Annotated in this window: 23 protein-coding genes and 1 riboswitch; of the genes, 8 read left to right on the top strand and 15 right to left on the bottom strand. The window is 66.2% G+C overall.

From position 1 onward, the window contains the following. Positions 1 to 1265 (bottom strand): phosphomethylpyrimidine synthase ThiC (thiC, locus tag ACJ8FR_RS06655; RefSeq protein WP_407827842.1); only part of this gene is annotated, 1265 nt, incomplete at its 3' end. After that, a riboswitch (TPP riboswitch) is annotated at positions 1261 to 1372 on the bottom strand. It overlaps the preceding gene by 5 nt. 28 nt (positions 1373 to 1400) lie before the next feature. Beyond that, positions 1401 to 1880, bottom strand: coding sequence for an EF-hand domain-containing protein (locus ACJ8FR_RS06650; protein ID WP_407827841.1), 480 nt, complete (start codon positions 1878 to 1880; stop codon positions 1401 to 1403). A gap of 92 nt (positions 1881 to 1972) precedes the next feature. Here ACJ8FR_RS06650 and cysD point away from each other — a divergent pair, with 92 nt between their 5' ends. Together cysD and cysN are read left to right on the top strand one after the other, a co-directional pair. Continuing rightward, positions 1973 to 2878: a sulfate adenylyltransferase subunit CysD gene (gene cysD / locus ACJ8FR_RS06645; protein WP_407827840.1), complete on the top strand. Its 906-nt coding sequence runs from the start codon at positions 1973 to 1975 to the stop codon at positions 2876 to 2878. After that, on the top strand, positions 2875 to 4770 hold the full coding sequence (gene cysN, locus ACJ8FR_RS06640) for a sulfate adenylyltransferase subunit CysN (RefSeq protein WP_407827839.1): 1896 nt from the start codon (positions 2875 to 2877) through the stop codon (positions 4768 to 4770). The genes cysD and cysN overlap by 4 nt, the downstream gene beginning before the upstream one ends. 3 nt (positions 4771 to 4773) lie before the next feature. Here the strand turns inward: cysN and ACJ8FR_RS06635 are convergent, their stop codons facing one another. The 4 genes from ACJ8FR_RS06635 to ACJ8FR_RS06620 form a co-directional block, all read right to left on the bottom strand. After that, complete coding sequence (locus ACJ8FR_RS06635; protein WP_407827838.1) at positions 4774 to 5622, bottom strand: MipA/OmpV family protein; 849 nt, start codon at positions 5620 to 5622, stop codon at positions 4774 to 4776. An 82-nt stretch (positions 5623 to 5704) separates the two neighbouring features. After that, positions 5705 to 6043 (bottom strand): ferredoxin FdxA, encoded by a 339-nt coding sequence (gene fdxA / locus ACJ8FR_RS06630; RefSeq protein WP_407827837.1) that lies wholly within the window; start codon positions 6041 to 6043, stop codon positions 5705 to 5707. Beyond that, complete coding sequence (locus tag ACJ8FR_RS06625) at positions 6040 to 6336, bottom strand: RNA-binding S4 domain-containing protein (protein ID WP_407827836.1); 297 nt, start codon at positions 6334 to 6336, stop codon at positions 6040 to 6042. Before ACJ8FR_RS06625 ends, fdxA begins: the two co-directional genes overlap by 4 nt. Continuing rightward, positions 6333 to 8852 (bottom strand): helicase-related protein, encoded by a 2520-nt coding sequence (locus ACJ8FR_RS06620; protein WP_407827835.1) that lies wholly within the window; start codon positions 8850 to 8852, stop codon positions 6333 to 6335. Before ACJ8FR_RS06620 ends, ACJ8FR_RS06625 begins: the two co-directional genes overlap by 4 nt. A 94-nt stretch (positions 8853 to 8946) precedes the next feature. On the opposite strand from ACJ8FR_RS06620, the gene ACJ8FR_RS06615 reads away from it, so the two are divergent. Further along, the gene (locus ACJ8FR_RS06615) at positions 8947 to 10023 is read left to right on the top strand and encodes a M23 family metallopeptidase (RefSeq protein WP_407827834.1); all 1077 of its coding nucleotides are present in this window, start codon (positions 8947 to 8949) and stop codon (positions 10021 to 10023) included. 37 nt (positions 10024 to 10060) lie between these two features. Next, positions 10061 to 11530 carry an ArnT family glycosyltransferase gene (locus ACJ8FR_RS06610; protein ID WP_407827833.1) on the top strand — a complete coding sequence of 490 codons (1470 nt, stop codon included), beginning with the start codon at positions 10061 to 10063 and terminating at the stop codon, positions 11528 to 11530. Positions 11531 to 11562: 32 nt separating this feature from the next. On the opposite strand, the gene ACJ8FR_RS06605 is transcribed toward ACJ8FR_RS06610, so the two are convergent. The 6 genes from ACJ8FR_RS06605 to ACJ8FR_RS06580 form a co-directional block, all read right to left on the bottom strand. Continuing rightward, positions 11563 to 12258, bottom strand: a complete 696-nt coding sequence (locus ACJ8FR_RS06605; protein WP_407827832.1) for a PEPxxWA-CTERM sorting domain-containing protein — start codon at positions 12256 to 12258, stop codon at positions 11563 to 11565. A gap of 213 nt (positions 12259 to 12471) precedes the next feature. Continuing rightward, positions 12472 to 14049 (bottom strand): ATP-binding protein, encoded by a 1578-nt coding sequence (locus ACJ8FR_RS06600; RefSeq protein WP_407827844.1) that lies wholly within the window; start codon positions 14047 to 14049, stop codon positions 12472 to 12474. 182 nt (positions 14050 to 14231) lie between these two features. Then, positions 14232 to 14951: a TIGR02186 family protein gene (locus ACJ8FR_RS06595; protein ID WP_407827843.1), complete on the bottom strand. Its 720-nt coding sequence runs from the start codon at positions 14949 to 14951 to the stop codon at positions 14232 to 14234. Between the two features lie 44 nt (positions 14952 to 14995). After that, complete coding sequence (locus ACJ8FR_RS06590) at positions 14996 to 15907, bottom strand: sulfite exporter TauE/SafE family protein (protein WP_407827831.1); 912 nt, start codon at positions 15905 to 15907, stop codon at positions 14996 to 14998. Between the two features lie 51 nt (positions 15908 to 15958). Next, the gene (locus ACJ8FR_RS06585) at positions 15959 to 17050 is read right to left on the bottom strand and encodes a hypothetical protein (protein WP_407827830.1); all 1092 of its coding nucleotides are present in this window, start codon (positions 17048 to 17050) and stop codon (positions 15959 to 15961) included. Continuing rightward, on the bottom strand, positions 17047 to 18417 hold the full coding sequence (locus ACJ8FR_RS06580) for a glycosyl transferase family protein (protein ID WP_407827829.1): 1371 nt from the start codon (positions 18415 to 18417) through the stop codon (positions 17047 to 17049). Before ACJ8FR_RS06580 ends, ACJ8FR_RS06585 begins: the two co-directional genes overlap by 4 nt. Positions 18418 to 18598: 181 nt before the next feature. Between ACJ8FR_RS06580 and ACJ8FR_RS06575 the strand changes: the two genes are divergently transcribed. Next, complete coding sequence (locus ACJ8FR_RS06575; protein WP_407827828.1) at positions 18599 to 19285, top strand: hypothetical protein; 687 nt, start codon at positions 18599 to 18601, stop codon at positions 19283 to 19285. Positions 19286 to 20093: 808 nt separating this feature from the next. On the opposite strand, the gene ACJ8FR_RS06570 is transcribed toward ACJ8FR_RS06575, so the two are convergent. Next, entirely contained in the window at positions 20094 to 21014 is a 921-nt protein-coding gene (locus tag ACJ8FR_RS06570; protein ID WP_407827827.1) for an IS1595 family transposase, read from the bottom strand. Between the two features lie 145 nt (positions 21015 to 21159). On the opposite strand from ACJ8FR_RS06570, the gene ACJ8FR_RS06565 reads away from it, so the two are divergent. From ACJ8FR_RS06565 to ACJ8FR_RS06555, 3 genes are read left to right on the top strand one after another with little or no spacing between them, the layout of a single operon-like run. Beyond that, on the top strand, positions 21160 to 21657 hold the full coding sequence (locus tag ACJ8FR_RS06565; RefSeq protein ID WP_407827826.1) for a hypothetical protein: 498 nt from the start codon (positions 21160 to 21162) through the stop codon (positions 21655 to 21657). Positions 21658 to 21681: 24 nt separating this feature from the next. After that, entirely contained in the window at positions 21682 to 22866 is a 1185-nt protein-coding gene (gene rlmN / locus ACJ8FR_RS06560; RefSeq protein WP_407827825.1) for a 23S rRNA (adenine(2503)-C(2))-methyltransferase RlmN, read from the top strand. Continuing rightward, positions 22867 to 24165, top strand: coding sequence for a class I SAM-dependent methyltransferase (locus tag ACJ8FR_RS06555; protein WP_407827824.1), 1299 nt, complete (start codon positions 22867 to 22869; stop codon positions 24163 to 24165). It begins immediately after the preceding gene. Here the strand turns inward: ACJ8FR_RS06555 and ACJ8FR_RS06550 are convergent. Continuing rightward, positions 24109 to 24897 carry a transcriptional regulator gene (locus ACJ8FR_RS06550; RefSeq protein WP_407827823.1) on the bottom strand — a complete coding sequence of 263 codons (789 nt, stop codon included), beginning with the start codon at positions 24895 to 24897 and terminating at the stop codon, positions 24109 to 24111. The genes ACJ8FR_RS06555 and ACJ8FR_RS06550 overlap by 57 nt on opposite strands. A 115-nt stretch (positions 24898 to 25012) precedes the next feature. Next, positions 25013 to 25753, bottom strand: coding sequence for an EF-hand domain-containing protein (locus ACJ8FR_RS06545; protein ID WP_407827822.1), 741 nt, complete (start codon positions 25751 to 25753; stop codon positions 25013 to 25015). Positions 25754 to 25901 lie beyond the last annotated feature (148 nt).

Below are 25901 nucleotides of genomic sequence, written 5' to 3'. Positions count from 1 at the left end.
TCCATATTCTCCTTGATCTTGTGCATCGGCACGTGGCCGGGGCCCTCGATCATCACCTGGACGTCGTGGGCCCAAGCCGTCTTGGTCAGCTCGCCAAGCGTATAGAGCTCGGCGAACTGGGCTTCGTCATTGGCGTCGGCGGTCGAGCCGGGACGGAGGCCGTCGCCGAGCGAGAAAGCGATGTCGTAGGCCTTCATGATTTCGCAGATCTCGTCGAAGCGCTCGTAGAGGAAGCTTTCGCGGTGGTGGGCGAGGCACCACTTGGCCATGATCGAGCCGCCGCGGCTGACGATTCCGGTGACGCGTTTGGCGGTCAGGGGCACGTAGGGCAGGCGGACGCCGGCGTGGATGGTGAAATAGTCGACGCCCTGCTCGGCCTGCTCGATCAACGTGTCGCGGTAGATGTCCCAGCTGAGGTCCTCGGCCACGCCGCCGACCTTCTCGAGCGCCTGGTAGATGGGCACGGTGCCGATCGGCACGGGCGAGTTGCGGACGATCCATTCGCGGGTGTCGTGGATGTTGCGGCCGGTGCTGAGGTCCATGACCGTGTCGGCGCCCCAGCGGATCGCCCAGACCATCTTGTCGACCTCGGCCGCGACGTCACTGGCGACGGCGGAATTGCCGATGTTGGCGTTGATCTTGACGAGGAAGTTGCGGCCGATCGCCATCGGCTCGGATTCGGGGTGGTTGATGTTGTTGGGGATGATCGCGCGGCCGCGGGCGACCTCGTCGCGGACGAATTCGGGGGTGACGAAGTCGGGGATCGATGCGCCGAAGGACTCGCCGTCGCGAGCGGCGTTCAGCGCAGCTTCGCGGCCGAGGTTCTCGCGGATGGCGACATATTCCATCTCGGGCGTGATGATTCCGCGCCGCGCGTAATGCATTTGCGAGACGTTCGCGCCGGGCTTGGCGCGGAGCACGCGCTTGCGGACATTGGGGAAGGGCTGGACGCCGCCGCTTCTGTCCGGACCAAGCTGGCCGTTGTCCTCCGGGCGGACCGCGCGCTGGGCGACCTCCTCGACGTCGCGGCGCCCGCGGATCCATTTCGCCCGGAACTCGGGCAGGCCGGCCATGATGTCGATGCGCTGCGCGGCGTCGGTGTACGGCCCGCTCGTATCGTAGAGCACGACCGGCGGCTCGCCGGACGACGGTTCGAGGTCGACCGCGCGCATCGCGACGCGCAAATCGCCGACATGGATTTTGCGCGAGCCGCGGATCGGCCCGGTGGTGACTTTAAGCTCGGTTCTTGCAGGCGCGTCGCCCATCTTGGACTCCTCTCCCTCCACCGGTGCTAACCGGATCAGGTTCGACGGGTCTCGATGCGCTTCATCGACTCTCAGCCACAGGTCGCGCGGCTCCCCAGGGAAGACTCGTCCTTAGTCCAGCGCGGCCCTGCGCGTCTACTTGCTGCGGGCAGCGGCCTGCTGTTCCTGGACCGTGGCGACGCCATCGTGATTGGCGTCCACCTTGTTGAACTTGGCCAGGTTCGGCGCCCGGAACTCGTCGGTGGAGATCTTGCCGTCGTGGTTGGTGTCGAGCGCGTTGAGTAGCTGGTCCGGGGTTTCAGCAGTGCGGATGGGTGGTGCTCCAGCGACGAACTCGTCGATCGTCAGCTTGCCGTCCTTGTTGGTGTCGAGCTGTCTGAACTGGTCCTGCAGCCGCTTGGCGATGACCGCTTTGCCGTTCGCCATTTCACGTTGCTGCTGCGCGATCAGCTCGTCGCGCGTGACCTTGCCGTCGTGGTTGGCGTCGACAGTATTGAAACGCGTGTCGACGATTTTGATGTAATCGGCGCGCGTGATCGGCTTGGGTGCGGTCTGGGCGGTCGCTGCGGAGCCGAGCGCTGCCGTGCCGCAGGCCAGGATCAGGAAACGGGTCACGGTCGATCTCCCACGCAAGTTGGCGTCAGCCTAGGCCGCCGGCGCCGCACCGCAAGTGACAAGTTGCAGCTAAGCGGGCAAACGGCTCGCCGATGACCAGCCGACTGACCCACCTCGACCGGCTCGAGGCGGAAAGCATCTTCATCCTGCGCGAGACGGTGGCGGAAAGCGCGCGCCCGGCGATGCTCTATTCGATGGGCAAGGATTCGGCGGTGATGCTGCACCTGGCGCGGAAGGCCTTCTTCCCCGGACCGCTGCCGTTCCCCCTGCTCCACGTGGATACGACGTGGAAATTCACGGACATGTATGCCGAGCGCGAGCGGATCGCGGCGCAGCCCGGGATCGAGCTGATCGTCTATAAAAACCCCGAGGCGCTCGACAAAGGGATCAACCCGTTCGATCACGGGCCGCTGCATACCGACATGTGGAAGACCGAAGGGCTCAAGCAGGCCCTCGACACCTACGGATTCGACGCGGCGTTCGGGGGCGCCCGGCGCGACGAGGAAAAGAGCCGCGCCAAGGAGCGGGTGTTCAGCTTCCGCGACAAGAACCACCGCTGGGACCCGAAGCGCCAGCGGCCCGAACTGTGGTCGCTCTACAACGTCCGCAAGAACAAGGGCGAGAGCATGCGGGTGTTCCCGCTGTCCAACTGGACCGAGCTCGACGTGTGGCAGTACATCCTGCGCGAGGGCATCGAGATCGTGCCGCTGTACTTCGCGGCGGAGCGGCCAACGGTGCTCCGCGATGGCCTCATCCTCATGGCCGATGACGAGCGCATGCGGCTCGAGCCGGGTGAGCAGATCGTCAGCCGCAAGGTCCGTTTCCGCACGCTCGGCTGCTACCCATTGTCGGGCGCGATCGAGAGCGACGCGGAAACCGTCGAGGAGATCATCGCCGAGATGCTCGCCTCGTCGACGTCGGAGCGCGAGGGCCGCGTGATCGACCGCGATGCCGGCTCGGCGAGCATGGAGAAGAAGAAGCAGGAGGGTTACTTTTGAACCGCCCTGCCGACGTCAAGTCCTGGCTCGCCGCGCAGGAGCGCAAGGCGCTGCTGCGCTTCATCACCTGCGGCAGCGTCGATGACGGCAAGTCGACGCTGATCGGCCGGCTGCTCTACGAGACGCGGCAGATTTTCGACGACCAGCTTGCCGCGCTCGAGGCGGACAGCAGGAAGCACGGCACCCAGGGCGAGGCGATCGACTTCGCTTTGCTCGTCGACGGGCTCAGCGCCGAGCGCGAGCAGGGCATCACGATCGACGTCGCCTACCGCTATTTTGCAAGCGAGAAGCGCAAGTTCATCGTCGCCGACACGCCCGGGCACGAGCAGTACACGCGCAACATGGTGACCGGCGCCTCGACCGCCGACCTCGCGGTGCTGCTGGTCGATGCGCGCAAGGGCGTGCTGACCCAGACGCGGCGGCATTCCTACCTTGCCAAGCTGGTCGGCATCCGCCGCTTCGTGCTCGCCGTGAACAAGATGGACCTCGTCGATTTCGACCAGGGCGCGTTCGAGGCGATCGCCGCCGACTATCGCGCGTTTGCCGAGACGATCGGCGTCGACGAATGGGTCGCGATTCCGGTCTCGGCGCTCAGCGGCGACAATGTCGCTGCCCGAAGTCCGACGGTGCCGTGGTATTCCGGGCCAAGCCTGCTCGACCATCTCGAGGCCGTCCCGGTCGATGCCGAGGCCGACGTCGCCAAACCGCTGCGGATGCCGGTGCAATGGGTCAACCGGCCCCACCAGGATTTCCGCGGATTTACCGGGCAGATTGCGAGCGGCACCGTAACAGCCGGCGACGATGTGCGGATCCTCCCGTCGGGCCGGCTGACGCGGATCGTGCGGATCGTGACGGGGGATGGCGACCTCGATCAGGCGGTCGCCGGCCAGTCGGTGACTTTGACCTTCGCCGACGAGGTCGATTGTTCGCGCGGGGATGTGATCGCGGCCGCCGCCGACCCGGCCGAAGTGGCCGACCAGTTCGAAGCGGCGATGGTGTGGATGGACGAGCACGAATTGATCCCGGGCCGCGGCTATTGGCTGAAGCTCGGGACGCAGACGGTCACCGCGACGGTCCACCGCCCCAAGTACGAAGTGAACGTCAACACGCTCGAGCATCTCGCCGCCTCGACGCTCGGGCTCAACGCCATCGGCGTCGCCGAGATCGCGACCGACCGCGAGATCGTGTTCGAGCCCTATGCGACCGGGGACTCTAGCCCCAACCGCGTCCTCGGCGGCTTCATCTTGATCGACAAGCTGACCAATGCGACGGTCGCCTGCGGGATGCTGCATTTCGCGCTCCGCCGCGCGCACAATATCCACCGCCAGCACCTCGACGTCAGCCGCGAGACGCATGCGACGCTGAAGGGGCAGAAGCCGGCGGTACTGTGGTTCACCGGCCTGTCGGGCGCGGGCAAGTCGACCATCGCCAATCTTGTCGAACAGAAGCTCGTCGCGCGCGGGCGCCACACCTTCCTGCTCGACGGCGACAATGTCCGTCATGGCCTCAACCGCGACCTCGGCTTCACCGAGGCCGACCGGATCGAGAATATCCGCCGCGTCGGCGAGCTTGCCCGGCTGATGGCGGATGCCGGGTTGATCGTCATGACTGCCTTCATCTCGCCGTTCCGCGCCGAGCGCGAGATGGTGCGCAAGATGATCCCGGACGGGGAGTTCATCGAAGTGTTCGTCGATACGCCGCTCGCCGAAGCGGAGAAGCGCGACACCAAGGGCCTCTACGCCAAGGCGCGCGCGGGCGAGCTCAAGAATTTCACCGGGATCGACAGCCCGTACGAACCGCCGGAGCAGCCGGAGATCCGGATCGACACGACGGCGATGGGGCCGGACGCCGCCGCGGAGCTGATCGTCGAGGAGCTGATGAAACGGCGCTAGTTGCTACCAGGTATAGGCCAGCCCCAATGCGCCGAGCCATTGGCTCGCGCTGCCGCGCTGCGACACGATCGGCGAGCGTTTGAAGTCGCCGACCAGGCGCGAATATTGGCCGAAGCCGAAGACCGAGAAGCCGTGGAGAAGATCGCCGGTGATCGACTGGTTGAGCATCAGCCCGGCTTTCCAGTCCTTCATCCCGCCGCCGGCATTGAACACGGGCAGGCCGCTGGCGAGCGAACCCGCGGGCGTGATGCTGTAATAATAATCGGCATATTTGTTGCTCACGAACTCCGCGCCGACGTTCGCGCTGGCGTAGGTGCGGAGCGACAGCGGGGTCGAGAATTCCACATTGGGACTGAAGGTCGTCGATCGGTGCGCGCCGGCGATGTCGTGGAGCACGTCGAAGCGCAGTGCGAGCGTGTCATAGGGGTTGGTCAGGCCGTGGGCGCTGACCCCGACGAAGCCGCCCGCTTCGATCGCCGTCTTAGTCCGCGGCAGAAGCTTGACGATTGGGTCCTTGATGTGGCGCCGGCCGTTGAAGCGCGCGCCGATGACCGGGCCGGCGTTGAACTCGAGCTTGCCAGAATGCGGCACGACATCGACGTAGAGGTAGGCGCCGCGGCTGGTGAACGAGATACCACTGACCTTGCCGCGGATGGCGCCGGCAGGGATCACGCGATAGTCGTTCGAGCCTTCGTAGTCGGGCACGATCGCCGCGCCGATTCCGACCGTGACACTGTCGCGCTTGGCAAGGTCCTCGGCGCTGGGCAGCGCGGCGCCGCCGGGCGTGGACTGCGCCAGCGCGGGCGAGCCGGCGCAGCAGGCGGCGAGCGCAACACAAACGAAACCGCGCATGGATGTCCCCTGTTGACGTTCACGCGGTACGACAGCGGACGAGCGGCGGCGAAGTTCCGGCGCCGAGCGCCGCAGTAATTGCCTAGTCGCCCTCGCCCGCGTCCGGCGTGAAGTACTTGTCGTACTTGCCCTCTTCGCCCTTATGCTCGTCGGCGTCGGCCGGACTGTCCTTCTTGCGCGTGATATTGGGCCAATCGGCGGAGAAATTGGTGTTGAGCTCGAGCCATTTCTCGAGCCCGCTTTCGGTGTCGGGCAGGATCGCCTCGGCGGGGCATTCGGGTTCGCACACGCCGCAGTCGATGCACTCGTTGGGGTTGATGACCAGCATCACCTCGCCCTCGTAGAAGCAATCGACCGGGCAGACCTCGACGCAGTCCATATACTTGCATTTGATGCAGGCGTCGGTGACGACGTAGGTCATTGGTCCGCGGCTCCTCTGGCAGCATCGCTAGGTCGCGGGTCTGCCTCCGTCAATTCCTCGTAGCAGGCGCGGGCCTCTGCCGCTGGGCCGCGGCGGGCAGGAAGGTTGAGCACGCGCAGGATGCGGACCTCGCCGTGAAGCGGCAAAGCGACCACGCTGCCGACGCGCAGCTCTTCCGCGGATTTCTCCACGCGCTTGCCGTCGATGCGCACATGGCCTTCATCGATCACCGCCTGGGCGAGGGTCCGGCTCTTCACCAGGCGGATGAAAAAGAGGAAGCGGTCGAGCCTCACTTCTTCCTGAGTTTCGCCAGTTCGGCGAAGGCGTGGGACGCTGGTGCGCGGCGATCGTCGCGTGCGCCGCGGCGGCCGCGCCAGCGCCACGCATCGCCAGCGCGGGTGAAGCCGATCTCATTCATGAGCTGCGCGACGGCCTCTTCGCCAAGGCCGATCGACGTGGCGAGCGGGCGGTCGACCGGATCGGCGCCGCCGGCCGAGCGGACCTTCCGCGCATGGCTCGCCAGACGGTCGGCAAGATCGATGCGGATCCATGTCCGGCCGAGGCGGCGGTAGGCGGGCGCGGCGCCGCGCGGGTCGGCATTGCCGTCGAGCGTGGCCGCGCCGGGCGCCGGCATCGCGGGCATCGGCTGCCCCTGCTTGACCGCAAGCAGCGCGCCGCGCCAGCGCTGGGCGGCGGGCTTCAACAGCAATGGAAGGAAGACGTCGAGCGGACCGAGGCGGACGGCAAGCCGGTGCAGCGACTGGCGGTCGGTTTGCTCGAGATGCGCAATGGCGCTGAGCGCGGCCTTGCGCGGGAGCAGGCCGCCGGCATCGGCCAGCATCGCGGCGAGGGCGCGGACGCCGGGCGGGCTTGCCGGATCGGCCGCGGCCTCGGCGAGACGCTTGAGCGGGCGCAGGTGGCGGTCGATCTGCGCGTCGACCCAGCGTTCGAGCCGGTCGCGCAGCGCGGCGCGGGTTGGCGCCGAGAGGCGGTCGAGCGCGCGCGCCGTGCGCAGCGCCGGCTCGAGCAGCGAACGGCCTGCGGCAAGCCGCGCGAGGATATGCCCGTCAGCTGCAACCGCGAGCTCGCCTTTCTCGTCGGCGGTGAGCTGGAAGGCTTCGTCTGCCCCGCCGACGAGTGCCCTGGCCCGGCGGTCGAGCTCCTCGCCGAGGCGGCGTTCGGCGGCGGCAAGGAGCAAGCGCTTGTCGGCGAGCCGCGCATTGGGATCGACGCGGAAGTCGAAGCCGGTGAGGTGCCCAATCGGCTCGGGGCCGACGCTGACCTCGCCGTCGGCGGCGACGGTTACGGGCAACGCGTCCGCGCCGCGCGCGCCGATGTCGCGGACGAGCACCGCTGTGCGGCGGTCGACGAAGCGCTGGGTGAGGCGCTCGTGGAGCGCGTCGCTGAGCCGCGCTTCGACGTCGCGCGTGCGCTCGGCCCATTTGGCCGGGTCCTTCAGCCAGTCGGCGCGGTGGGCGATATAAGCCCAGCTGCGAACGCCGGCGAGGCGGTCGGCAAGCGCCTCGATGTCGCCGCTGACATTGTCCAGCCGCGCGACCTCGGCGGCGAACCATTCGTGCGGGATATGACCGCCCTCGCCGATGTAGGAATAGAGACGACGGACCATGCGGGCGTGATGCATCGGCCCGACCTTGCGGAAGTCGGGCAGGCCGCACACCGCCCACAGCCGCCGCGCAGCCAAGCCGCGCAGAGCCGCAATCGCCGGGTCCTCGGCGATGGCCTTGAGCACCGCGAGGTCGATCGCTTCGGGCGCGGCGCGAAGCAGCGGATCGTCGCTTTTTGTCTCGAGGCTGCGGATCAGCCGGCCGATATCGGTGAATTCGAGGTCCGCGTTGCGCCAGTGGACGAAGTCGAGCGGGCGGAAGCGGTGCTCCTCGATCGCTTCGATTTCCTCCTCGCTGAAGCCACCGCTCACCTCGCTGAGGCCGAGCGTGCCGAAGGTGCCATCTTTCTGGTGGCGCCCCGCGCGACCGGCGATCTGTGCCATTTCGGAGATCGAGAGCCGGCGGTCGCGGCGGCCGTCGAACTTCTCCAGCCCGGCGAACGCGACATGGGTGACGTCCATGTTGAGGCCCATGCCGATCGCGTCGGTGGCGACCAGATAATCGACCTCTCCGCGCTGGAACATCGCGACCTGGGCATTGCGCGTGGCTGGCGACAGGGCGCCCATCACGACCGCGGCGCCGCCCTTGAAGCGCCGCAGCATCTCGGCGAGCGCGTAGACCTGCTCGGCCGAGAAGGCGACGACGGCCGAGCGCGGCGGGAGGCGGGAAAGCTTGACGCTGCCCGAGTAGCGCAGGGTGGAGAAGCGCGGCCGGCTGACGATCTCGGCGTCGGGCAGGAGCTCTCGGATGATCGGCCGCAGCGTGTCGGAGCCGAGGATCAGGGTCTCCTCGCGGCCACGGGCGCGGAGCATCCGGTCGGTGAAGACGTGGCCGCGCTCGGGATCGATTCCGAGCTGGGCCTCGTCGATCGCGGCGAAGGCGAAGTCGCGGTGCATGTCGCCGTCGTGGTGACTGTCGCCGCCGGGCACGGGCATGCTCTCGGCGGTGCACAGGAAATAGCGCGCGGTCGGCGGGACGATCCGTTCCTCGCCGGTGAGCAGCGCGACCTGCCTCTCGCCCTTCATGGCGACGACGCGGTCGTAGACCTCGCGCGCGAGCAGGCGAAGCGGGAAGCCGATGACGCCCGAACTGTGGCCGCACATCCGCTCGATCGCCAAGTAGGTCTTGCCGGTGTTGGTCGGGCCCAGGATGGCCCGCACGGGAGCGTCGGAACGGCGCGTCACAATCACGAATGTGGCAGCGCGCGCGCCGAACGCAAGGTTCCTTCGACGAGCGGATTTTAGGCCAGCCTTAACCTTGATTGGGCATCAAGGGCGCGTGCTGACGTCACGACATCACGCGCACCCGTTGCGGCGCTCGCTCGCCACCCGCTGGCCGCAGCCCGGCTGGCGGAGCGCGGGCATGCTCGCCTTGCTGTGCAGCGGCGTCGCCTGGGCGTCGCTGCCACGGCCCGAGGCGTTGCCGCTCGACCAGCAGCGGCAGTGGCAGGCGCTGGGCGTTGCGCCGCTGTCGGGTGGCGGCGTGACCGGCATGCCGATGGCGCCGAGCGACGCCGTCGAGACCGTCGATTTCGTGCCCAAGCGCGCTGCGCCGGTCGCGGTCCCGGTAGCCTCCGTTCCGGCACCGACCTTGAAACCCTTGCGGATCAGGGGCCGGGTCGGCGACGGGCTTTACTGGTCGCTCCGAGCCGCGGGAGCCTCGCCCCAGGTCGCCGCCCAATATCTCGCCGCCCTGGCGACCGAGATCGACGTCGGCGAGGTCGGCCAAAGCGACAGCTTCGACATGGTGCTGGGCGCCAACCGCGACCTGCTTTACGCCGGCCTCAATCGCGTTGCGGCGTCGAGCCTGCAACTGGTGCGCTGGAATGCGAACGGCCGTAGCGAATGGATCGACGCCGCCAATGCGCAGCGGCCGGCGCCGTCCGCGAGCGGGCTGATGATGCCGGCCAACGGGCCCGTCACCTCCTATTTCGGCTATCGTTATCACCCGATCCTCCACTTCACGCGCTTTCACGCCGGGATCGACATCGGCGCCGGCTGGGGCAGCCCGATCGTCGCCGCGGCCGACGGCCAGGTGCTCGGCGCCGGCTGGGCAGGCGGCTATGGCCGCGAGGTCCAAATCGGCCACGGCGGCGGCATCGTCAGCCTCTACGGCCATATGAGCGAGATCGTCGCCCAGCAGGGAAGCTTCGTCCACGCCGGCCAGCTGATCGGCTATGTCGGCTCGAGCGGTTTGTCGACCGGCCCGCATCTCCATTTCGAGGTGCGCCAAGGGGGAACGCCGGTGAACCCGCTCGGCGTCCGCCTGCTCAGCGCGCCGGTCGCGGACACCCATCTGGCCGAAGCGATCAAGGCACGGCTCGCTGCATTGCTCAAGGTCGGCGGGCGCAGCTGAACTTGTAATCTCGACTGCCGCATCTAGGCTTTTGGCCATGAGGGCGGGGACACGGGCCGTGCCGAGGCGCACCGCTTTTACCTTTGCAGCGTTGGCCGTGTGGCTGCTGGCAATCGCCCTCGTTCGTCCGCTGTCGGTCGACGAGAGCCAATATGTCGCCTCGACCGCGCTAGCCGCCGAGGGACTGCTGCCGTACCGCGACTTCGCCTATCTGCAAACGCCGCTGCAGCCATTGGTCTTCGCCCCCCTGCAATGGCTGTTTGCCGGGCACCTGCTGCTGGCCATGCGCATTGCAAATGCGCTGCTCGGGCTGGTCACGGTCATGCTGGTCTACGGCGCTGCCCGGCGCGCGGGCGCGAGCGAGCGCTCGGCGCTCACCGCATCGGCGATGCTGGTCGCGTGCGAGTCGTTCGCCTGGTGTGTCGGCGTCGCGCGCAACGACCTGCTTCCGGCGGCGCTGCTGAGCCTCGGGCTGTGGCTGATCGTCAGAGGCGGAGGCTGGACGCGGCTCGGCGCGGGCCTGGCGTTCGGCCTGGCTGCAAGCGCCAAGATCAGTTACGCGGTGCCCGCGGCCGCGGTCTTCCTCGCGGGCGTGTGGACGGCCGATGCGGCCGAGCGCCGGCGGCAGCTGTGCTTCGCGGGCGGCGTGGCGATTGGCCTGCTGCCGACGTTCGTTCTCGCGGCCCTCGCGCCACGCGCTTTCCTGGCCGAGGCCATCATCTTCCCGGCGAGGGCGCCGGCGCAATATTATACCGAGATCGGCAAGGCATGGCGGCTTGGGCCGGCTCGGTTCGGCGAGCTCCTGATCGCCGCGGCGGTCGGTCCGGCCCTGATCGCGAGCGTCGAAATCGCACGCCGAAGCTGGGCGGAACCGGGCCGCTGGCTGGGCGATTCCGTGCGGCGGACGATGATCGCGGCGGCAATCGGCGGCGTGGTTAGTGCCGGCCTGAACAAGCCTTTCCAGATCTTCTACCTCTTGCCCGCGCTTCCGCCTTTGTTCGTGCTTACCGCGTTGGTCTCTGGCGAAGGCGCGGCGCGCCGGCGCTGGTGGCTGGGCGCGTGGGCGCTGTTCATCGCGGCGGGGTTCGTTCCGGTGGCCGGCTGGTTTGTCCACGCCGCGATCCACGGCATGCCGCCCGCGCTCGATGCCGAGCGAAGGTCAGAGGCACTCGGGAATGCGCTGCGTGCGCAGCATGTTCATCGTCCGATCGCGACCCTGGCGGGCCAATATGTCCCGACCGGCTATTCGGTCGACCCGCGGTTCGCCGCCGGGCCGTTCCTGTACCGGACAAGAGGGTTCGTTGCGCCCGAGCAGGCGCGCGAGTGGCGGATCGTCACGCGTGACCAGACGGCGATTCTCGCTGAGCGGCCGCCGGGCGCGATCGTGACCGGCACCTACCCCGATAGCCAGCCCGACCTGGAGACGCAGCTTGCGGCCCAGGCCAAGGCGCTGGGCTACCGGCAGGCGGCGCAGGTGGATGGGTTCACGCTCTGGGTGCGCAGGTGAAGGATCGATTGACCAGACCGGCGATGAATGACTCAGACGAGCTGGGTCAGCGCCAGCTTTTTCCGGTTGCGACGCATGGCGGCACCTATCGCACCGAAGCCCAGCAGCATTAGCGCCCAAGTGCCCGGCTCGGGAACGGGCGACGGCAGCACCAGACCCGCGAGAAGGACATTGCCGTCTGCCGCGTTACCGCCGGTGCCAAGCGAATAGAAATCATAATATTTGTAGGTGCCGAAACCGAAGAGATCGTGCGTCTCCTCATCGAACCCGGTCAGCGGCGGGACATCGGTACAAAACCAGCCGCAGGCGGCAACATTGGTGCCGTAGACGGCCCATTGCTCGCCGCTCGGCGCGCCACCCGTCGTGCTGCCCATGAAGAACTGAGCACTGGGGACCAGCCCGAACAAGGCGCTCACATCCAGTTCGATGAACGCTCCGAGGTGGGAATATCCCCAATAGATTTCATTTTGATTGGACGGATCGGCTGCGAGCCCGACACCCTTCTCGTCACCGGCGTCATTCTTGCCGAACAAGGGTGTCGCCGCAATATGATCGAAGCCGTCAGAATATCCGGCGGCGGTGACTGTAAGCCCGCCGCTGGTGTAGATCGCGGTCGGGCCCAGATTGCCCGTCTGGGATCCGAAATCGATATTGACCGCGGCACTTGCGGCCGATGCCGTGCAAAGTGCCGCACCGGCCATCAGGCAGAGGAATGTACGGGAAACCATTAGATCTCTTCCCCCCGGAATTACGCCGCAAGCGCAGAAGAGGTCGGCGGACAAGAGCGTTCCCGCTCTTGGCGCGACTTACGACTCGCCCGTGTTAACTATATGTTAACCAGACAACTGGCCATTTGTTTTTTTGACGCCCGATGTGCGAGCCATCCGCTGGCGGCCCTTCAGCTCCAACCAGTCAACGAATCCCATTCCGGGGGAGGAATTTTAGCGGCCGTGGCCTCTCCAGCGCTTGATCGTGCGGCTGATGATCCCGGCCTCGTCGCCGGTCTCGCGCCACAGACGGGCGAAGCTCGGGTCGGAAGAAGCGGGGCGCTTCTCGGGCTCGAGGTCGTCGAAGCGGACGCGGATCGGGATGGCGACGCCTTCGCCGCAGACGATGCACTCGCGGTTGCGGAGCGCCGGGATGGCGTCGAGGAATCCGCGCGCGCCCTCGGGCATCGCCGCGCGGACGCAGGCCTGGTCGCGGTCGTTGTTCAGTCGCATCGAGAGGATCGTGCCGCATTGCGACAGCACGCCTTCGGCAAGGTCCGACGGGCGCTGCGTGATCAGGCCGAGCGAGACGCCGTACTTGCGCCCTTCCTTGGCGATGCGCTCGAGGATCTTGCGGACGGCCTGGCCGCCCGTGGTTTCATCCTTGGGAACGTAGCGGTGCGCCTCTTCGCAGACGAGGAGCAACGGGCGCTGCGCCTCGGTCCGCGACCAGATCGCATAGTCGAACACCATCCGCGCGAGCACCGATACCACCACCGATGTGACTTCCGAGGGCACTCCCGAGACATCGACGATCGAAATCGGACGGCCCTGGCCCGGAAGTCGGAACAATTTGGCGACGAAACTGCCCATCGAGTCCGACACCAGCATCCCTGAGAACATGAAGGTGTAGCGCGGGTCGACGCGGAGCTCGTCGAGCTTGGTCTTGATGCGCTGGAACGGCAACGTATCGCCGGCCCGGTCGAGCTTGCCCATTTCGTTGACGATGATCGCGTTGAGATCGGTCAGCAAATAGGGGATCGGGCTGTCGACCGTGACCTTGCCGTACTGGCTCATGTCCTTGCCCTTGGTGCGGGCGGCCAGCAGGCACTTGGCGAGGATGTCGGCGTCGCGCTGACGCTCGGCATCCTGCGTGGTCAGGAGCACTTCGCAATGCTCCTCGAAATTCATCAGCCAATAGGGCAGCTGGAGGTTGTCGACGTTGAACAGCTCGCCGCAGCCCTTGAAGGCGGCGGAATATTCGCCGTGCGGGTCGATCATCACGATGTGCCCCTCGGGACTGAGTTCCGAGATTCTGTGAAGGATCAGCGACACCGCGGTCGACTTGCCGGTACCGGTCGATCCGAGCACCGCGAAATGCTTGCCGAGCATCGGGTCGACGTAAAGCGCGCCGCGAATGTCGTCGGTCGGGTAGACGGTGCCGATCTCGATATGCGGCTCGTCGCTGGCGGCAAAGATCGCGCGCATGTCCTCGGTGCTGACCGGAAAGACTTCGGCGCCGGGGATCGGGTAGCGCGTCACGCCGCGGCGGAAATTGCTCATCTTGCCCGAGGAATCGCGGTTGCCCTCGCCGAGGAAGTCGACGTAGGCGACGAGCTCGCCCGCGTCGCCCGCGCGCAGGGTGCGGACGTTGGCAATCAGCCAGCTGCTGCCGACGATGGTCTTGACCTGGCTGCCGACCTGGCCGGACATGGAGATCGAGGCATCCTTGTGCGACTGGAGGGCGGCGACGGTCGCGGCGTCGAGGCGGACCTGGCTGCCCGAGCCGGCGATTTCGACCACAATGCCCATCGCACCGGGCGCCGGCCCGGCCGCCTTGGCCGGCGCGGCGGCCGCTTCTTCCTCCTGGAAGCTGCTGACTTCATTGAGGAATTCGCGCAGGTTCGGCCGATCGTCCATGTCTTCGCTCACTCCCGGTGCTCGGTTCGAACAAGGGATAAGCAAAAGCGGTTAAAATTGGCTTAGAGAAACGCCTAGAAACGGCGGCGGAAGGCCGCGGCCGCCGCCCAGCCAAGCCCGAGCGACAATAGCACGCAGCTCAGGCCGTAAACGAGCCGGTGCCGGCGGGCGGCGAGGGCGACGTAACGCTCGAACCCCGACTTGTTGATCTGGATGTCGCGGGTCGCCGCTGCAATCACCTTGTGGCGGTCGATGAGGAAGGTCTCGGCGGTGTAGGTGCCGACCGGCACCTGGCTGGGGATGGTGATCACCGCCCGATAGAGGACGCCGCCGGTGATCTCGACGCCGTGCGGGCTCTCCGAATAGAGGCCTTGGCGGCTCCTGAGATCGAGCAGGCCCGCCTCGAAGCGCCGTTCCTTCTCGGGAAGCGCGCCGCCGCCCGGCGAAAGCTGGAGCTCGTGGAGGCCGAGCTCGTAGATCGCCGCCGTCCGCTCATCGAGAAGGTCCCTGATCGGCCGCGACGAAGCGACGGCGTAGAAAGAGGGCGCAGAGCGGAATCGGTTCGAATCGGCGTTCATCCACACGCCGGCGATCTTCTCCTTCTCGCGCACCAGAATCGGCTGGACGGGACCGCGGAGGACGACGGCAATGTCGACCTGGCGGTCGGGCGGGCGCCCGCCGGGATAGACGACAGCGCCGAACAGCAGCAGCTGTGCCCCGTTGAAGCTGTAGCGGATCTGCACCTGGCGGGCGGATACGTCGGGCACGAGCACCGGCTTGTCCGCCGCCATCATCAGCGGCGCGAGCACCGCCAGAGCCAAGGAAGCCGAGCGCGCGGTCACAGATATTCGATCGAGAAAATCTCGTCCGGGTGCCAGGCGAGGCCGAGGAGCATCCGCAGCGCGACGAGCAGGATGATGATGCCGAGCGCGAGGCGCAGCAGATCGGGCTTGATCCTGAGCGTCAGCAGAGCGCCATATTGCGCACCGACGACGCCGCCGACGAGCAGCAGGCCGGCGAGCACGATGTCGACCGCGCGGGTCGTCAGGGCGTGGACCATCGTCGTCGCGGCGCTGACCGCGAGGATCATGATCAGGCTGGTCCCGATCACCACCCGCGCCGGCATGCCGAGCAAATAGATCATCGCGGGGATAAGAATGAAGCCGCCGCCGATGCCGAGGAACACGGTGAGGATGCCGGCGAGGAAGCCGAGCGCGAGCGGCGCGACCGGAGAGATGTAGATGCCCGACGAGTGGAACCGCCAGCGATAGGGCAGGGACGCGACCCAGCGATTGTGTCGCGGCCGCCTGGCGTTGGGTTCGGGGACGCGGATGTATCCGAGCGATTTCAGGCTATCGAGCAGCATCAGGATGCCGATCCAGCCGAGGATCAGCACGTAGAGGAAGCCGATCACGACATCGATCTGGCCGGTCGACTGGAGCAGGCGGAACAGGGCCGCGCCGACGAACGATCCGGCCAGTCCGCCGACGATCATCACGCCGCCCATCTTCAAATCGACGCCGCCGCGCCGCATGTGGACCATCGCGCCGGACACGCTCGCCCCGGTGATCTGCGTCGTCGCCGACGCCACGGCCACGGTCGGCGGGATGCCGTAGAAGATCAGCAGCGGCGTGGTGAGGAAACCGCCGCCGACGCCGAACATCCCCGAGAGCACGCCGACGAGGAAGCCGAGCAGGACGATCAGCAAGGCGTTGACCGACTGGCCGGCGATCGGGAGGTAGACGTCCATGGGCCGCACTTGCCTAGCCGCAAACGGCGGCCGCGGCCAAGTTAAGTGGGACTAGAAATCCCCCGCAAGCGTCAGCGCCGGTCCCGAACCGGGCCGCGCGTTGCCGGCGAGCTTCTGGCGCCAATCGGCGTGCACCTTCAAATTGCCGCGCACTCTTACGGTCAACCGCGGTCCGGCGTCGAGGCGGGAGAGGCCGGGCTGCGCTCCGCCCCAGATGCCGAAGCCGGCGGAGAATTTGCGATACACCGGCCGGGTGACGGCAAGTGCCCCATCAACAAACAGGTCGCGGCTTTTTACGCCGACGACTCCGCCCTGCAGATAGGAATCAAGGGTCAAGCCCCACGGCAGCGGGCGATCGTACACGCCGGCCTCGGCGAACAAGGCGAAGTCGCTGCGCCCGCCGCCGAAGCGGCCGATTCGCTGCCGTCGCTCGGCGGTGAGCCAGACCGGAAGGCCGATCAGCGGGTGGACGCGGACCCCCGCGGCGACCTCGCCGCCGCGCCGCCCGACCTCCGAGCTCATCCGCCCCGAAAGCGCGAACAGCCGGTTGAAATTGTAGAGCACGCGCGCGCCGGCCTGGCTGGCGCCGAGCTGGCCGCCGCTGGCGAGCGACCGGGACCCGGCGAGCCCGGTTTGCTGGCTCCGCAACAGCGCCCAGCTGGTCAGCTGGAGTCGGTCGAGGCGCGGCCGGAGTGGGGCGACGGGCAGGGCCGGCGGCGGCTCGGAGACCCTCGTGCGCGGCGGCATCGCAGCGGCGGCGAGACGCGACATCGGCCATTCGTCCGGCGCGGCAGCGGGGCTGTACAAAGAGCGGCGCGGCGGCGGCAACAGGCTGTCGAGATAGGGGGTCGCGCGCGGTGCGGCGGGTGTCGAGACCGGCGCGGCGTAATAGACCGGGACCATGACCGGACGCACCGCCTGCTGCGCATAAGCGGCGGGATAATATTGCTCGCTCGCGGCTGCCGGCGGGGCCAGCGCCACCGGTTCGATCGGCGGGAACTGGGTCGGGACGATCGGCGGAGTCTTGGCTTCGCTGCGCTCGATCCGGAACAGCTCGCCGCCTGGCAGAACGCCGAGCGCCGCGGCGCGCATCCCGGCCCAGCCGACGATCGCGATGGCGAGGAAGCGGAGCGACGGCCTCATTGCGGCAGCACCGCCGGGAAGATGTGCCGCGTCTTGTCCCATCGGCTCGCCCCGCCGCCGAGATGCAAGGACACCGCGCGCGCCGCGGCGAGCATCGCGATGACATTGCCGACGACCAGCCGCGGGACCGAGCGCAATCCCTCCCCCCAGCCGTAGGCGGCGGTGGTGAAGCCGGCGCGCATCAGAACGCGCCAGCCAAGCAGCCACCCATTGATCGTCAGCAAAGTGATCAGGCCGGGTGAGAGCCGCGCCTTGATCGGCGCGCCGAGCGCCTCGGCGAGCCAGATCTGCGACCACAGCAAGGCGGCCCCGTACGCGGACAGCAGCAGAAGCGCGGCGAGCGGACCGCGCCGGTCGCGCATCCGCATCCAGCGCTCGCCCAAGCCCCCGCTCCAGCCGAGCCGGTCCCAACCGGACAGAGCGATCCCGCCGAGCCAGCGCGCCTTCTGACGTACCGCGCAGCCCAAGGTCGCTGGGAAGTGGCCGCGGCTGGCGACGATCGAGCGCTCGCCCGGCTGGGCGGGAATGCGCACGAACATGGTCTTGAGGCCGAGCGCGCCGAGACGCAGGCCGACTTCATAATCCTCGGTCATGCTGTTGCCCGCGAACGGCTTTCCGTCTTGCATCGCAGCCAATCGGCCGAGCGCCCGCCGCTCGATCGCGCAGCCGACGCCGGCGAGCGGGATCGCGGCGCCTACCGCCTCGCGCACCACCAGCTCCTTGACGTGCGCCTCGGCGAACTCGTCGCAATAATGGCCGCTGATCCAGCGCGAATGCGGGTCGGGGAGGGGCAGGACGGGAAGCTGGATCACCGCCGCGCGGCCGATCAGCGCGTCGAAGATGCGAAGCTCGAAGCGGTGCACGACATCCTCGGCATCATGGAGCACGACCGCCTTGGCCGCGCAGCCGTGGGCGGTCTCAAAGCCGATCAGCGCATCGTACAGATGGTTGAGGCAATCGGCCTTGGTCGTCGGGCCGTCCGCCGGCACTTCGACGGCCTCGATGCGCGGGTCGGCGACGCTGGCGATCGCCGCGGCGGTCGCCGGATCGTTGCGGTAATGGCCGACGAAGACGCGGTAATCGTCATAGTCGAGGCGGTTGACCGTCGCCTTGAGCATGGATGCGATGACCGCCGACTCGTCCCACGTGGGAACCAGGATCGCGATCAGGCCCGGGTCCTTCTTGAACACGAAATAGCTGGCGAAGGCGCGGGGGTAGCGGGTGTAGACCGTCAGCGAACGCCAGATGCTGCGGCCGAAATATATGAGGTCGACGGCAAGGTCGTTGATTGCGAACAGCAGGAAGCCGACGCCGGCGAACAGCGCCAGCTCGGCCGCGAAGCGGCTGAAGATTTCGGCAATGGCCACGAACGTCTGCCTGCGAGCGGCTAGACGAGTTCGGCGGATTTGGTGGAGCTCGGACGGTCCATATTGCCTCCCCAAAGGCGAATCATGTGCAACCGAGCGGGATGGGAAATGGCATAAGCGTGGGGGAACAACAAGTTGGCGTTATTATACTTCCCAAACCCAACTTGTTAGGTAATGTGATATGGATAGCGCCCGAAAGGAGCTCATTGTTGATGACCCGTATGTGGATTGGGAGAGCGAGCTGATGCAATTTCGCCTGACTTATGAGGGGCCGCTTTTGTCCGACACGACCAAGGGCGAAAAGGTTGCCGGTCGTGCGAAACACAAGCAGGAAATCCGCAAGGCCTTCCACCCGCAACTGCGCCGCCTCTGGCAGGTTCATCCGATCTTGAGTCAGGAGTTGGGTGATATAGCGGACGCGAATTTCTTGATTACGGAAAGCAAGGCGATCCCGCACAAGATCGACGATCTGGCAGCCAACTTTCCGCGCAACGGCTACAATTTCGTCCCGCTGGTTACGCGCGCGATAGGCCTCCATTGCGCCCTAGACATCTTATTCCTGCGCAACGAAGCTCCGGGTAATATCCTCCACAAGGGCGATATCGATAACCGAGTTAAGACCCTCGTTGACGGTCTCAAAATGCCCCGTAGTCAGGGTGAGATGGGCGGCTATGATGCCCCGTCGGATGACGAGAAACCATTCTTCTGCCTTCTTGAAGATGACAGCCTGATCACCCGCTTTTCGGTCGAGGCGGACACGTTGCTTCAGCCCCTTTACGGGACTGTGAACAACAATGATGCGCGGGTGGTAATCACAGTGACGTTGAAGCCGTATGTGACTACGGTTTTCAATCAGGTTTTCGGCTGAGCTGGCTGCTACACGCGCAACAGTTCCTCGCCGGTAGCGACCACAAGGAACGTGTCGGTCTCGGCAGGCTCAACCGATTCGCCAGTGCATAGCTCGTAGCGCCGCGCCTTCGTCAGAAAGCGCCGGTCTCGATACTCATAAACGGTAAGGCCAGCGCCCTTCGCATCCACAACCGGGATGCTTCTTACGTAACTCACAGGCCCGCTCTCCCACTGGCGGACGATTCGGCGGGCGAAACTTAGTCCACTTTGGCTTTAGCGCAACCGCGTGTGGTTAACGGAGGATAGCTGCTGACTCCCGAGTCAATAGCGCTTGACCGTCGAGTCCGAGTGTGATTCATAGGCAGTGGCCGAGGCCCGCTTTCGCGAACCCCGACCACCTCGTTGCTAGAGGATTGGGGACTAGTCGCGTGGTCCCTTCTTCCCCGTGTGGTAGGTTTCAACGTCCGCAGTAGATTTGCGGATTTGAGCCTGCCGCACGGTTAGGAAACGACCGTTGATGTCATCCCGTCCTCGCTTGAACGTAGCCATAGTGCACTCACCTCCTTTCCTGGCAGCTGCCCGTGTACGCAGCGTTCAGGATTGTTAGTGAGGCTAGGCCCGACCAAGCGGACGGGTTCTGACTCCGCGACTGTAGCGGAGTCGAGTCATTTAAGGTGACTTATCCACAGCCGAGCGTCGCAGCAGCTTATCCAGCGCCGCTGCGGCGTCGGTGGGGTTTAGTTCGCCAGCGTCGATTAGCTTTTGAGCGTCCCGCTTGAACCGGGCGCTCTGCGTCTCCTGACTCTCCTGCTTTTTCTTCTTTGGCATCAGGCCCTCGCACAAGCTGTTTGATAGGTGAGACGCTTGCCGACGATACCGCGCAACAGAGCATCTGCGCGCTCGGTGTCATTGCAGCCGAGCGCGGCGCGGTTGTTATAGCGGAAATCGAACTCCGCTAGGTAGCGGTGCAAATGCTTTTCGGCGCACCACTGATAGACGCCCTTCATGCCGCGTTTGAAGATGCTGAAATAGCCTTCAACGGTGTTGGTATGGATGCGCCCGCGACCGTATTCGCCCGCATGGTGGTTGACGGTGCCGTGACCGAGAAACTGGTAGTGCGCGCCGGTATAGATGCGGCTTTCGTCGGTCATGATGTAGGTTTCGCGGTCCACATTGGCCTGAACGATCGGCAGGATGAACTCGCGGGTTGCCTTGTCCACGACGAACGAACGGCTTTGTCCGCTCTCGCGGTGAACCAGTGAGAGGACCGGCATCTTGTGCCATGCCGCATGGGTCCGCACCGCGCCCTCGCGAGTGCCGATGAAAGTCTCGTCAATCTCGACAACGCCACCCTCGCCGCCGAGCGGCGCAAGCTCGCCGGAGCGCATTGCTTCGCGGATGCGATGCGACATGAACCAAGCGGTTTTGACGGTCAGGCCAAGGGTGCGCGCGAGTTGGTTAGAGCTGATGCCCTTCTTACTACCGGCGACGAAGAAGATCGCTTGCAGCCAAATGTGCAGCGGCACGTGCGAACTCTCGAAAATGGTCCCCTGCCGCACGGTGAATTGCTTGCGGCACTGGTAGCACTTGTGCAGGCCCTTGCGGGTCGCCTTGCCTTCCATCTTGGAGATGCGATCAACGCCGCCGCAATGCGGGCAAGTCGGGCCGTTCGGCCATACATGCCGCTCGACATATGCGAACGCCGCATCCTCATTGTGGTAGTGCTTGGCTGAAAGAACCGAGGCCATTTTCGTCTCCTGTTCCCCTCTCATAAAGGGTCAGGATGGGTTTGGCAAGTATAATAACGCCAACAAGTTCGGTTGGTTAATGCGCCGAATAGGATGTTTCACGCCGCAGTGGCGCGGCCCCGGCGTCCACACTAGCGTGGCATCGATGAAACGCGCCCTCATCCTGGTGATGGTCGGCATCGGCGCCACGGCCACGGCCCGGGGCACGGTGGTCTTTGCCGGCGGCGCCTGGGCGGCGATCGACCGCGGCAGCATCTGCGAGGCGCTGTCGCGCTCACAGAAGGTTGTCCCGAGGGACAAGGTACAGCCCATTGCCGGGATCAGTTTCACACCTGACCACGGGCGCTGGGGCGAATTCCATGCGCGGTTGAGCCGAATTCCCCGCGGCGACGCGAGCGTCATGCTCAAGATCGGAAATCAGCCGTTCCTCCTGGTGACTCGCGGCGGCTGGGCGTGGAGCCGGGGGCCGGCGCAGGCGCAGGCGATCATCGACGCGCTGCGCGATGCGACCAACATGAGCGTGGCGAGCCGGGATGCGGCGGGGGTGCGCTTTTCCGATCCCTACCTGCTCGACGGCGCTCCGACCGCGATCGATGCGGCGGCGGCGCGCTGCGCTCTCCGCGGCGCTGGCAAAGTCCAGTGATCGCACCTAGATAGCGCCCTTCCAATGAGTGCCGACACCAACCTGATGTCCATTCCGGGCGCGATCGATCCCGTGCCCGTCCCGCGGGGCGCGAAGCCGCGCGCCGACGGGCGGATCGAGCTGGTGGGACTTTCGAAGGACCAGATTCGCGCCGAATTCGAGGCCGCCGGGCTGGAGCCCAGGCAGGCCAAGCTCCGCGCCAAGCAGGTGTGGCATTGGATCTACAACCGCGGGGCCAGCGACTTTGCGGCGATGAGCGACATCGCCAAGCCGCAACGCCCTTGGTTTGCGGAACGCTTCGTGATCTCCCGGCCCGAAGTCGTCGAGGCGCAGGTCTCGTCCGACGGCACGCGTAAATGGCTCTTGAAGACCCACGACGGTCATGATTTCGAGATGGTGTTCATCCCCGACGCCGACCGTGGCACCCTGTGCGTGTCCAGCCAGGTCGGGTGCACGCTCAACTGCCGCTTCTGCGCCACCGGGACGATGCAGCTAGTCCGCAACCTCGAGCCGGGCGAGATCGTCGGCCAGGTCATGCTCGCCCGCGACGCGCTCGGCGAATGGCCGTCCCAGCCGGAGGGGCGCATGCTGACCAACATCGTGATGATGGGCATGGGCGAGCCGCTCTATAATTTCGACAATGTCCGCGACGCGCTGAAAATCGTGATGAACGGCGACGGGCTTGGCCTGTCGCGGCGCCGGATCACGCTGTCGACCAGCGGCGTCGTGCCGATGATGGCGCGGGCGGGCGAGGAGATCGGAGTCAATCTCGCCGTATCGCTGCACGCGGTGACCAAGGAGATCCGCGACGAGATCGTGCCCTTGAACCGCAAGTATGGGATCGAGCAATTGCTCGAGGCGTGCGCGGCCTATCCGGGGGCGAACAACGCGCGGCGGATCACGTTCGAATATGTGATGCTGAAGGACAAGAACGACAGCGACGAGCATGCGCGCGAGCTGGTGCGGCTGATCCGCAAGTACCGCCTTCCGGCCAAGGTCAATCTGATCCCGTTCAACCCTTGGCCCGGGGCGCCCTACGAATGCTCGAGCGATGAGCGGATCAGGGCGTTCAGCAACATCGTCTTCGAAGCCGGGATCTCGGCGCCGGTGCGCACGCCACGCGGCCGCGACATTGACGCCGCGTGCGGACAGCTGAAGACTGCGGCCGAAAGAAAGCGCAAGTCGGCCGCGGTCGTACAGGGAGCCTGAATGTCGCTGATCGGACGGTTGATCGACAAGCTGCTGACCACGGGCAGCATCACCTTGTTGATGCCCGGAAAGCCGCCGCGCACCCATGGCCGCGGTGGCGGCAGGCACCTGACCGTCCGCATCACCGATCGTAAGGTCCCGTTCGGCATCCTGAAGAGCCCGAGCCTGGGGGTCGGCGAAGCCTATATGGACGGCCGGCTGATCATCGAGGACGGGACGATCCTCGACCTGCTCGAGATGGTCCAGGATTCCAACCGCTTCGAGGACGGCGAAACGCCCAAGGCGCTGACGCGCGGCACGAAGCGGCTGCTGCGCAAGCTACGGCGGAATAACCCGACCCGGGCACGCCGCAACGTCGCCCACCATTACGACCTCAGCGACGAGCTCTACGAACTCTTCCTCGACGAAGACAAGCAATACAGCTGCGCTTATTTCACCGATCCCGCGAACAGCCTCGAGCAAGCGCAGGCCGACAAGAAGGCGCATATCGCAGCCAAGCTCTACCTGAAGCCCGGGCAGCGCGTGCTCGACATCGGCTGCGGCTGGGGCGGCATGGCGCTCTACCTGCACAAGGTCGCCGGCGTCGACGTCCTCGGGATTACGCTATCCGAGAACCAGCTCAAGATCGCGCGCGAGCGTGCCGCGGCCGCCGGCGTGTCCGACCACGTGAAGTTCGAATTGATCGATTACCGACTGGTCCGCGAGCCGTTCGACCGCATCGTCTCGGTCGGCATGTTCGAGCATGTCGGCGCCAGGCATTATGACGAATTCTTCGCCAAGTGCCGCGAGCTGCTGAAGCCCGACGGAGTCATGCTGCTGCACACAATCGGCGTGCTTGGTGAGCCGGCCGGCGGCCCCGATCCGTTCACCGACAAATATATCTTCCCCGGCTATCACCTGCCGTCACTGAGCGAGATGCTCGACGCCAGCGAGAAGGCGCGGCTGATCGCCAGCGACGTCGAGACGCTGCGACTGCATTATGGCTATACGCTGCGGCACTGGCTCGAGCGCGTGACCAAGGTCCGGGCCGAGATCGAGGCACTGTACGACGCGCGCTTCTTCCGCATGTGGGAATTCTACCTCGCCGGCGGGATCGTGATGTTCGAGAGCGGCGCCGGCTGCAATTACCAGGTCCAGTACGTGCGCGACCGCCGCGCGGTGCCGATCACGCGCGATTATATGGTCGAGACCGAGCGGCGCTACCGCGAGATCGCTGCTGCGGAGACACCAGCTCGCACCAAGTCACGAGCGGCCGGAACGGCTCCGCGCAAAAGCCGCAAATTGCCCGATCTTGTCTGAGATTTTCGCCGGAAACTCGTTTTCCGCGCCGTAGATGGCGCCGCTCCACACCGTCTGGCCGGCCCTGTCGCGGGCGACCAGCACGAGCTCGGGTGCGCCGCTCCACAACACCCACCTTTGCTGGAGCACATAGTCGGGATGTTCCGCGCGAGCGACCGGCGCCTCGACGATCCTGAACTCGTTCGAGTGACGGCCCAGCGCCACGAGCGCGGTCTCGCGGCACGCGCTCATCAGCGGCGCATAGCGCGACGTGCCGGTCGCATTGTCGATTCCGCCGAGCGCCACCTCCGGCTTGGCGGCCGGAGCTTGCTTCGACGGGACAGCAACGGCGGCAAGCGCAGCAACCGCGATAACCGCGGCGGCGGCAAGCGGCCACCGCTGTCGATCGGGTTCGCGAGCGGGCTCATACTCTGTCGCAACCAGCCGGTAGCCGGCCTTGGGGACGGTCTCGATCGATCCGGGCTCGCCGGTATCGAGCCCCAACGCCCGGCGCAGGTCGCCGATGACGATCGCGACGCTGTTCGGACTGAGATGCTGGCGTCCCCACGCGCGGTCGATGATCTCCTTGTGGCTTACGACCTCGCCGCTGCGCTCGCACAACAGCGACAGGGTCGCCGACGCGCGCTGCTGCAGCCGTGCCCGGACATGGCCTGAGCGCAGCTCGTGCGCCGACGGGACGAACGTCCAATGGCCGACCTGGTATCGCACCGACTTCAGCATCGGAGCACTCACCTTCTATCTCTTTGTGAGCGGTTAGTTGCACTGCGGCGGGGGTGCCGCAAGCTCGCAAAAGAAATGGCCCGGCCCCAGGCGGCGCCGGGCCTTTGAATTGCTGAAGCCGCGGCGCTTAGCTCGACCGGCGCTCGATCCGGACCTCTTGCCGAACCTGGTGGCGTTCGTCGGGCGTGATCCTGCCATCGTGATTGACGTCGGCCCTGTCGAAATGGGCGAGCGCCGCGGACTGCGCCTCGGCTTGCGAGACGCGGCCGTCGTGATTGGCGTCCGCCATCTCGAACAGGTTTCCGCCGAAGCCCATCCCCATCCCCATGCCCATCCCGTGCATGTGCATGCCCTCCATGCGGTGCATCCCAGCACCGCCAGGCGCACCATAAGGCCCGCCGCGCATGATCATCACGCGCTCTTCACGGACCCGCGGTTTGGCGGCCATGAACTCCTGGCGGCTGATATTGCCGTCATGGTTGGCGTCGAGCCGGTCGAACATCGCGCCGCGGTCGGGCATTGGCATTGCGCCCTCGGAAAAGCGCCCCGCCATGCCGTGCGTCATGCCCATCGCGCCCATCATCTTGTGATGGAGCGCGTCGACCTCGTCCCTGGTGATGAAACCGTCGCGATTGGAGTCGAGCTTGGCGAAGAGCTGGCTGACGTGCCTCGCGACCTCGTCACGGGTCATCACGCGATCGGACATGATTGTCATGTGCATTTGCGGGGCACGAGGCGGCGCTGGAAGCGGCGCCGAGGCCGTGCCCTGCGCGACGCCCGGCGGCGGCGGGGGTGCCGTCTGGGCAGCTGCTGCAACCGATCCAATCGCGAGCACGGCGAGCGCTCCGCCGATCAACAGTTTCGTCATGACTCCGTGCCTCCTCCTGGTCATTGACAGCGAGCTAAATCATCCAAGCTTGCTGGCGATTGAACGGAAGCGAAACGGTCGCCATCGCGCTGGCGCGCGGGATGGATGACAAGTGAACTGCTCGTCATGCGGCAGCTCGGCGCATGGA

Source organism: Sphingomonas sp., from assembly GCF_045810705.1.
In the GTDB taxonomy this organism is placed as follows: Bacteria; Pseudomonadota; Alphaproteobacteria; order Sphingomonadales; family Sphingomonadaceae; genus Sphingomicrobium.
The sequence above is the reverse complement of the archived record's forward strand: the minus strand, read 5'-3'. Positions and strand labels throughout refer to the sequence as shown.

Coding starts and splice junctions, on each gene's coding strand:
- cysD (WP_407827840.1), top strand. CDS start 1,973: ATGACCAGCCGACTGACCCACCTCGACCGGCTCGAGGCGGAAAGCATC.
- ACJ8FR_RS06635 (WP_407827838.1), bottom strand. CDS start 5,622: ATGCGCGGTTTCGTTTGTGTTGCGCTCGCCGCCTGCTGCGCCGGCTCG.
- fdxA (WP_407827837.1), bottom strand. CDS start 6,043: ATGACCTACGTCGTCACCGACGCCTGCATCAAATGCAAGTATATGGAC.
- ACJ8FR_RS06610 (WP_407827833.1), top strand. CDS start 10,061: ATGAGGGCGGGGACACGGGCCGTGCCGAGGCGCACCGCTTTTACCTTT.
- ACJ8FR_RS06605 (WP_407827832.1), bottom strand. CDS start 12,258: ATGGTTTCCCGTACATTCCTCTGCCTGATGGCCGGTGCGGCACTTTGC.
- ACJ8FR_RS06600 (WP_407827844.1), bottom strand. CDS start 14,049: ATGGGCATTGTGGTCGAAATCGCCGGCTCGGGCAGCCAGGTCCGCCTC.
- ACJ8FR_RS06595 (WP_407827843.1), bottom strand. CDS start 14,951: ATGATGGCGGCGGACAAGCCGGTGCTCGTGCCCGACGTATCCGCCCGC.
- ACJ8FR_RS06590 (WP_407827831.1), bottom strand. CDS start 15,907: ATGGACGTCTACCTCCCGATCGCCGGCCAGTCGGTCAACGCCTTGCTG.
- ACJ8FR_RS06585 (WP_407827830.1), bottom strand. CDS start 17,050: ATGAGGCCGTCGCTCCGCTTCCTCGCCATCGCGATCGTCGGCTGGGCC.
- ACJ8FR_RS06575 (WP_407827828.1), top strand. CDS start 18,599: ATGGATAGCGCCCGAAAGGAGCTCATTGTTGATGACCCGTATGTGGAT.
- ACJ8FR_RS06570 (WP_407827827.1), bottom strand. CDS start 21,014: ATGGCCTCGGTTCTTTCAGCCAAGCACTACCACAATGAGGATGCGGCG.
- ACJ8FR_RS06565 (WP_407827826.1), top strand. CDS start 21,160: ATGAAACGCGCCCTCATCCTGGTGATGGTCGGCATCGGCGCCACGGCC.
- rlmN (WP_407827825.1), top strand. CDS start 21,682: ATGAGTGCCGACACCAACCTGATGTCCATTCCGGGCGCGATCGATCCC.
- ACJ8FR_RS06555 (WP_407827824.1), top strand. CDS start 22,867: ATGTCGCTGATCGGACGGTTGATCGACAAGCTGCTGACCACGGGCAGC.
- ACJ8FR_RS06545 (WP_407827822.1), bottom strand. CDS start 25,753: ATGACGAAACTGTTGATCGGCGGAGCGCTCGCCGTGCTCGCGATTGGA.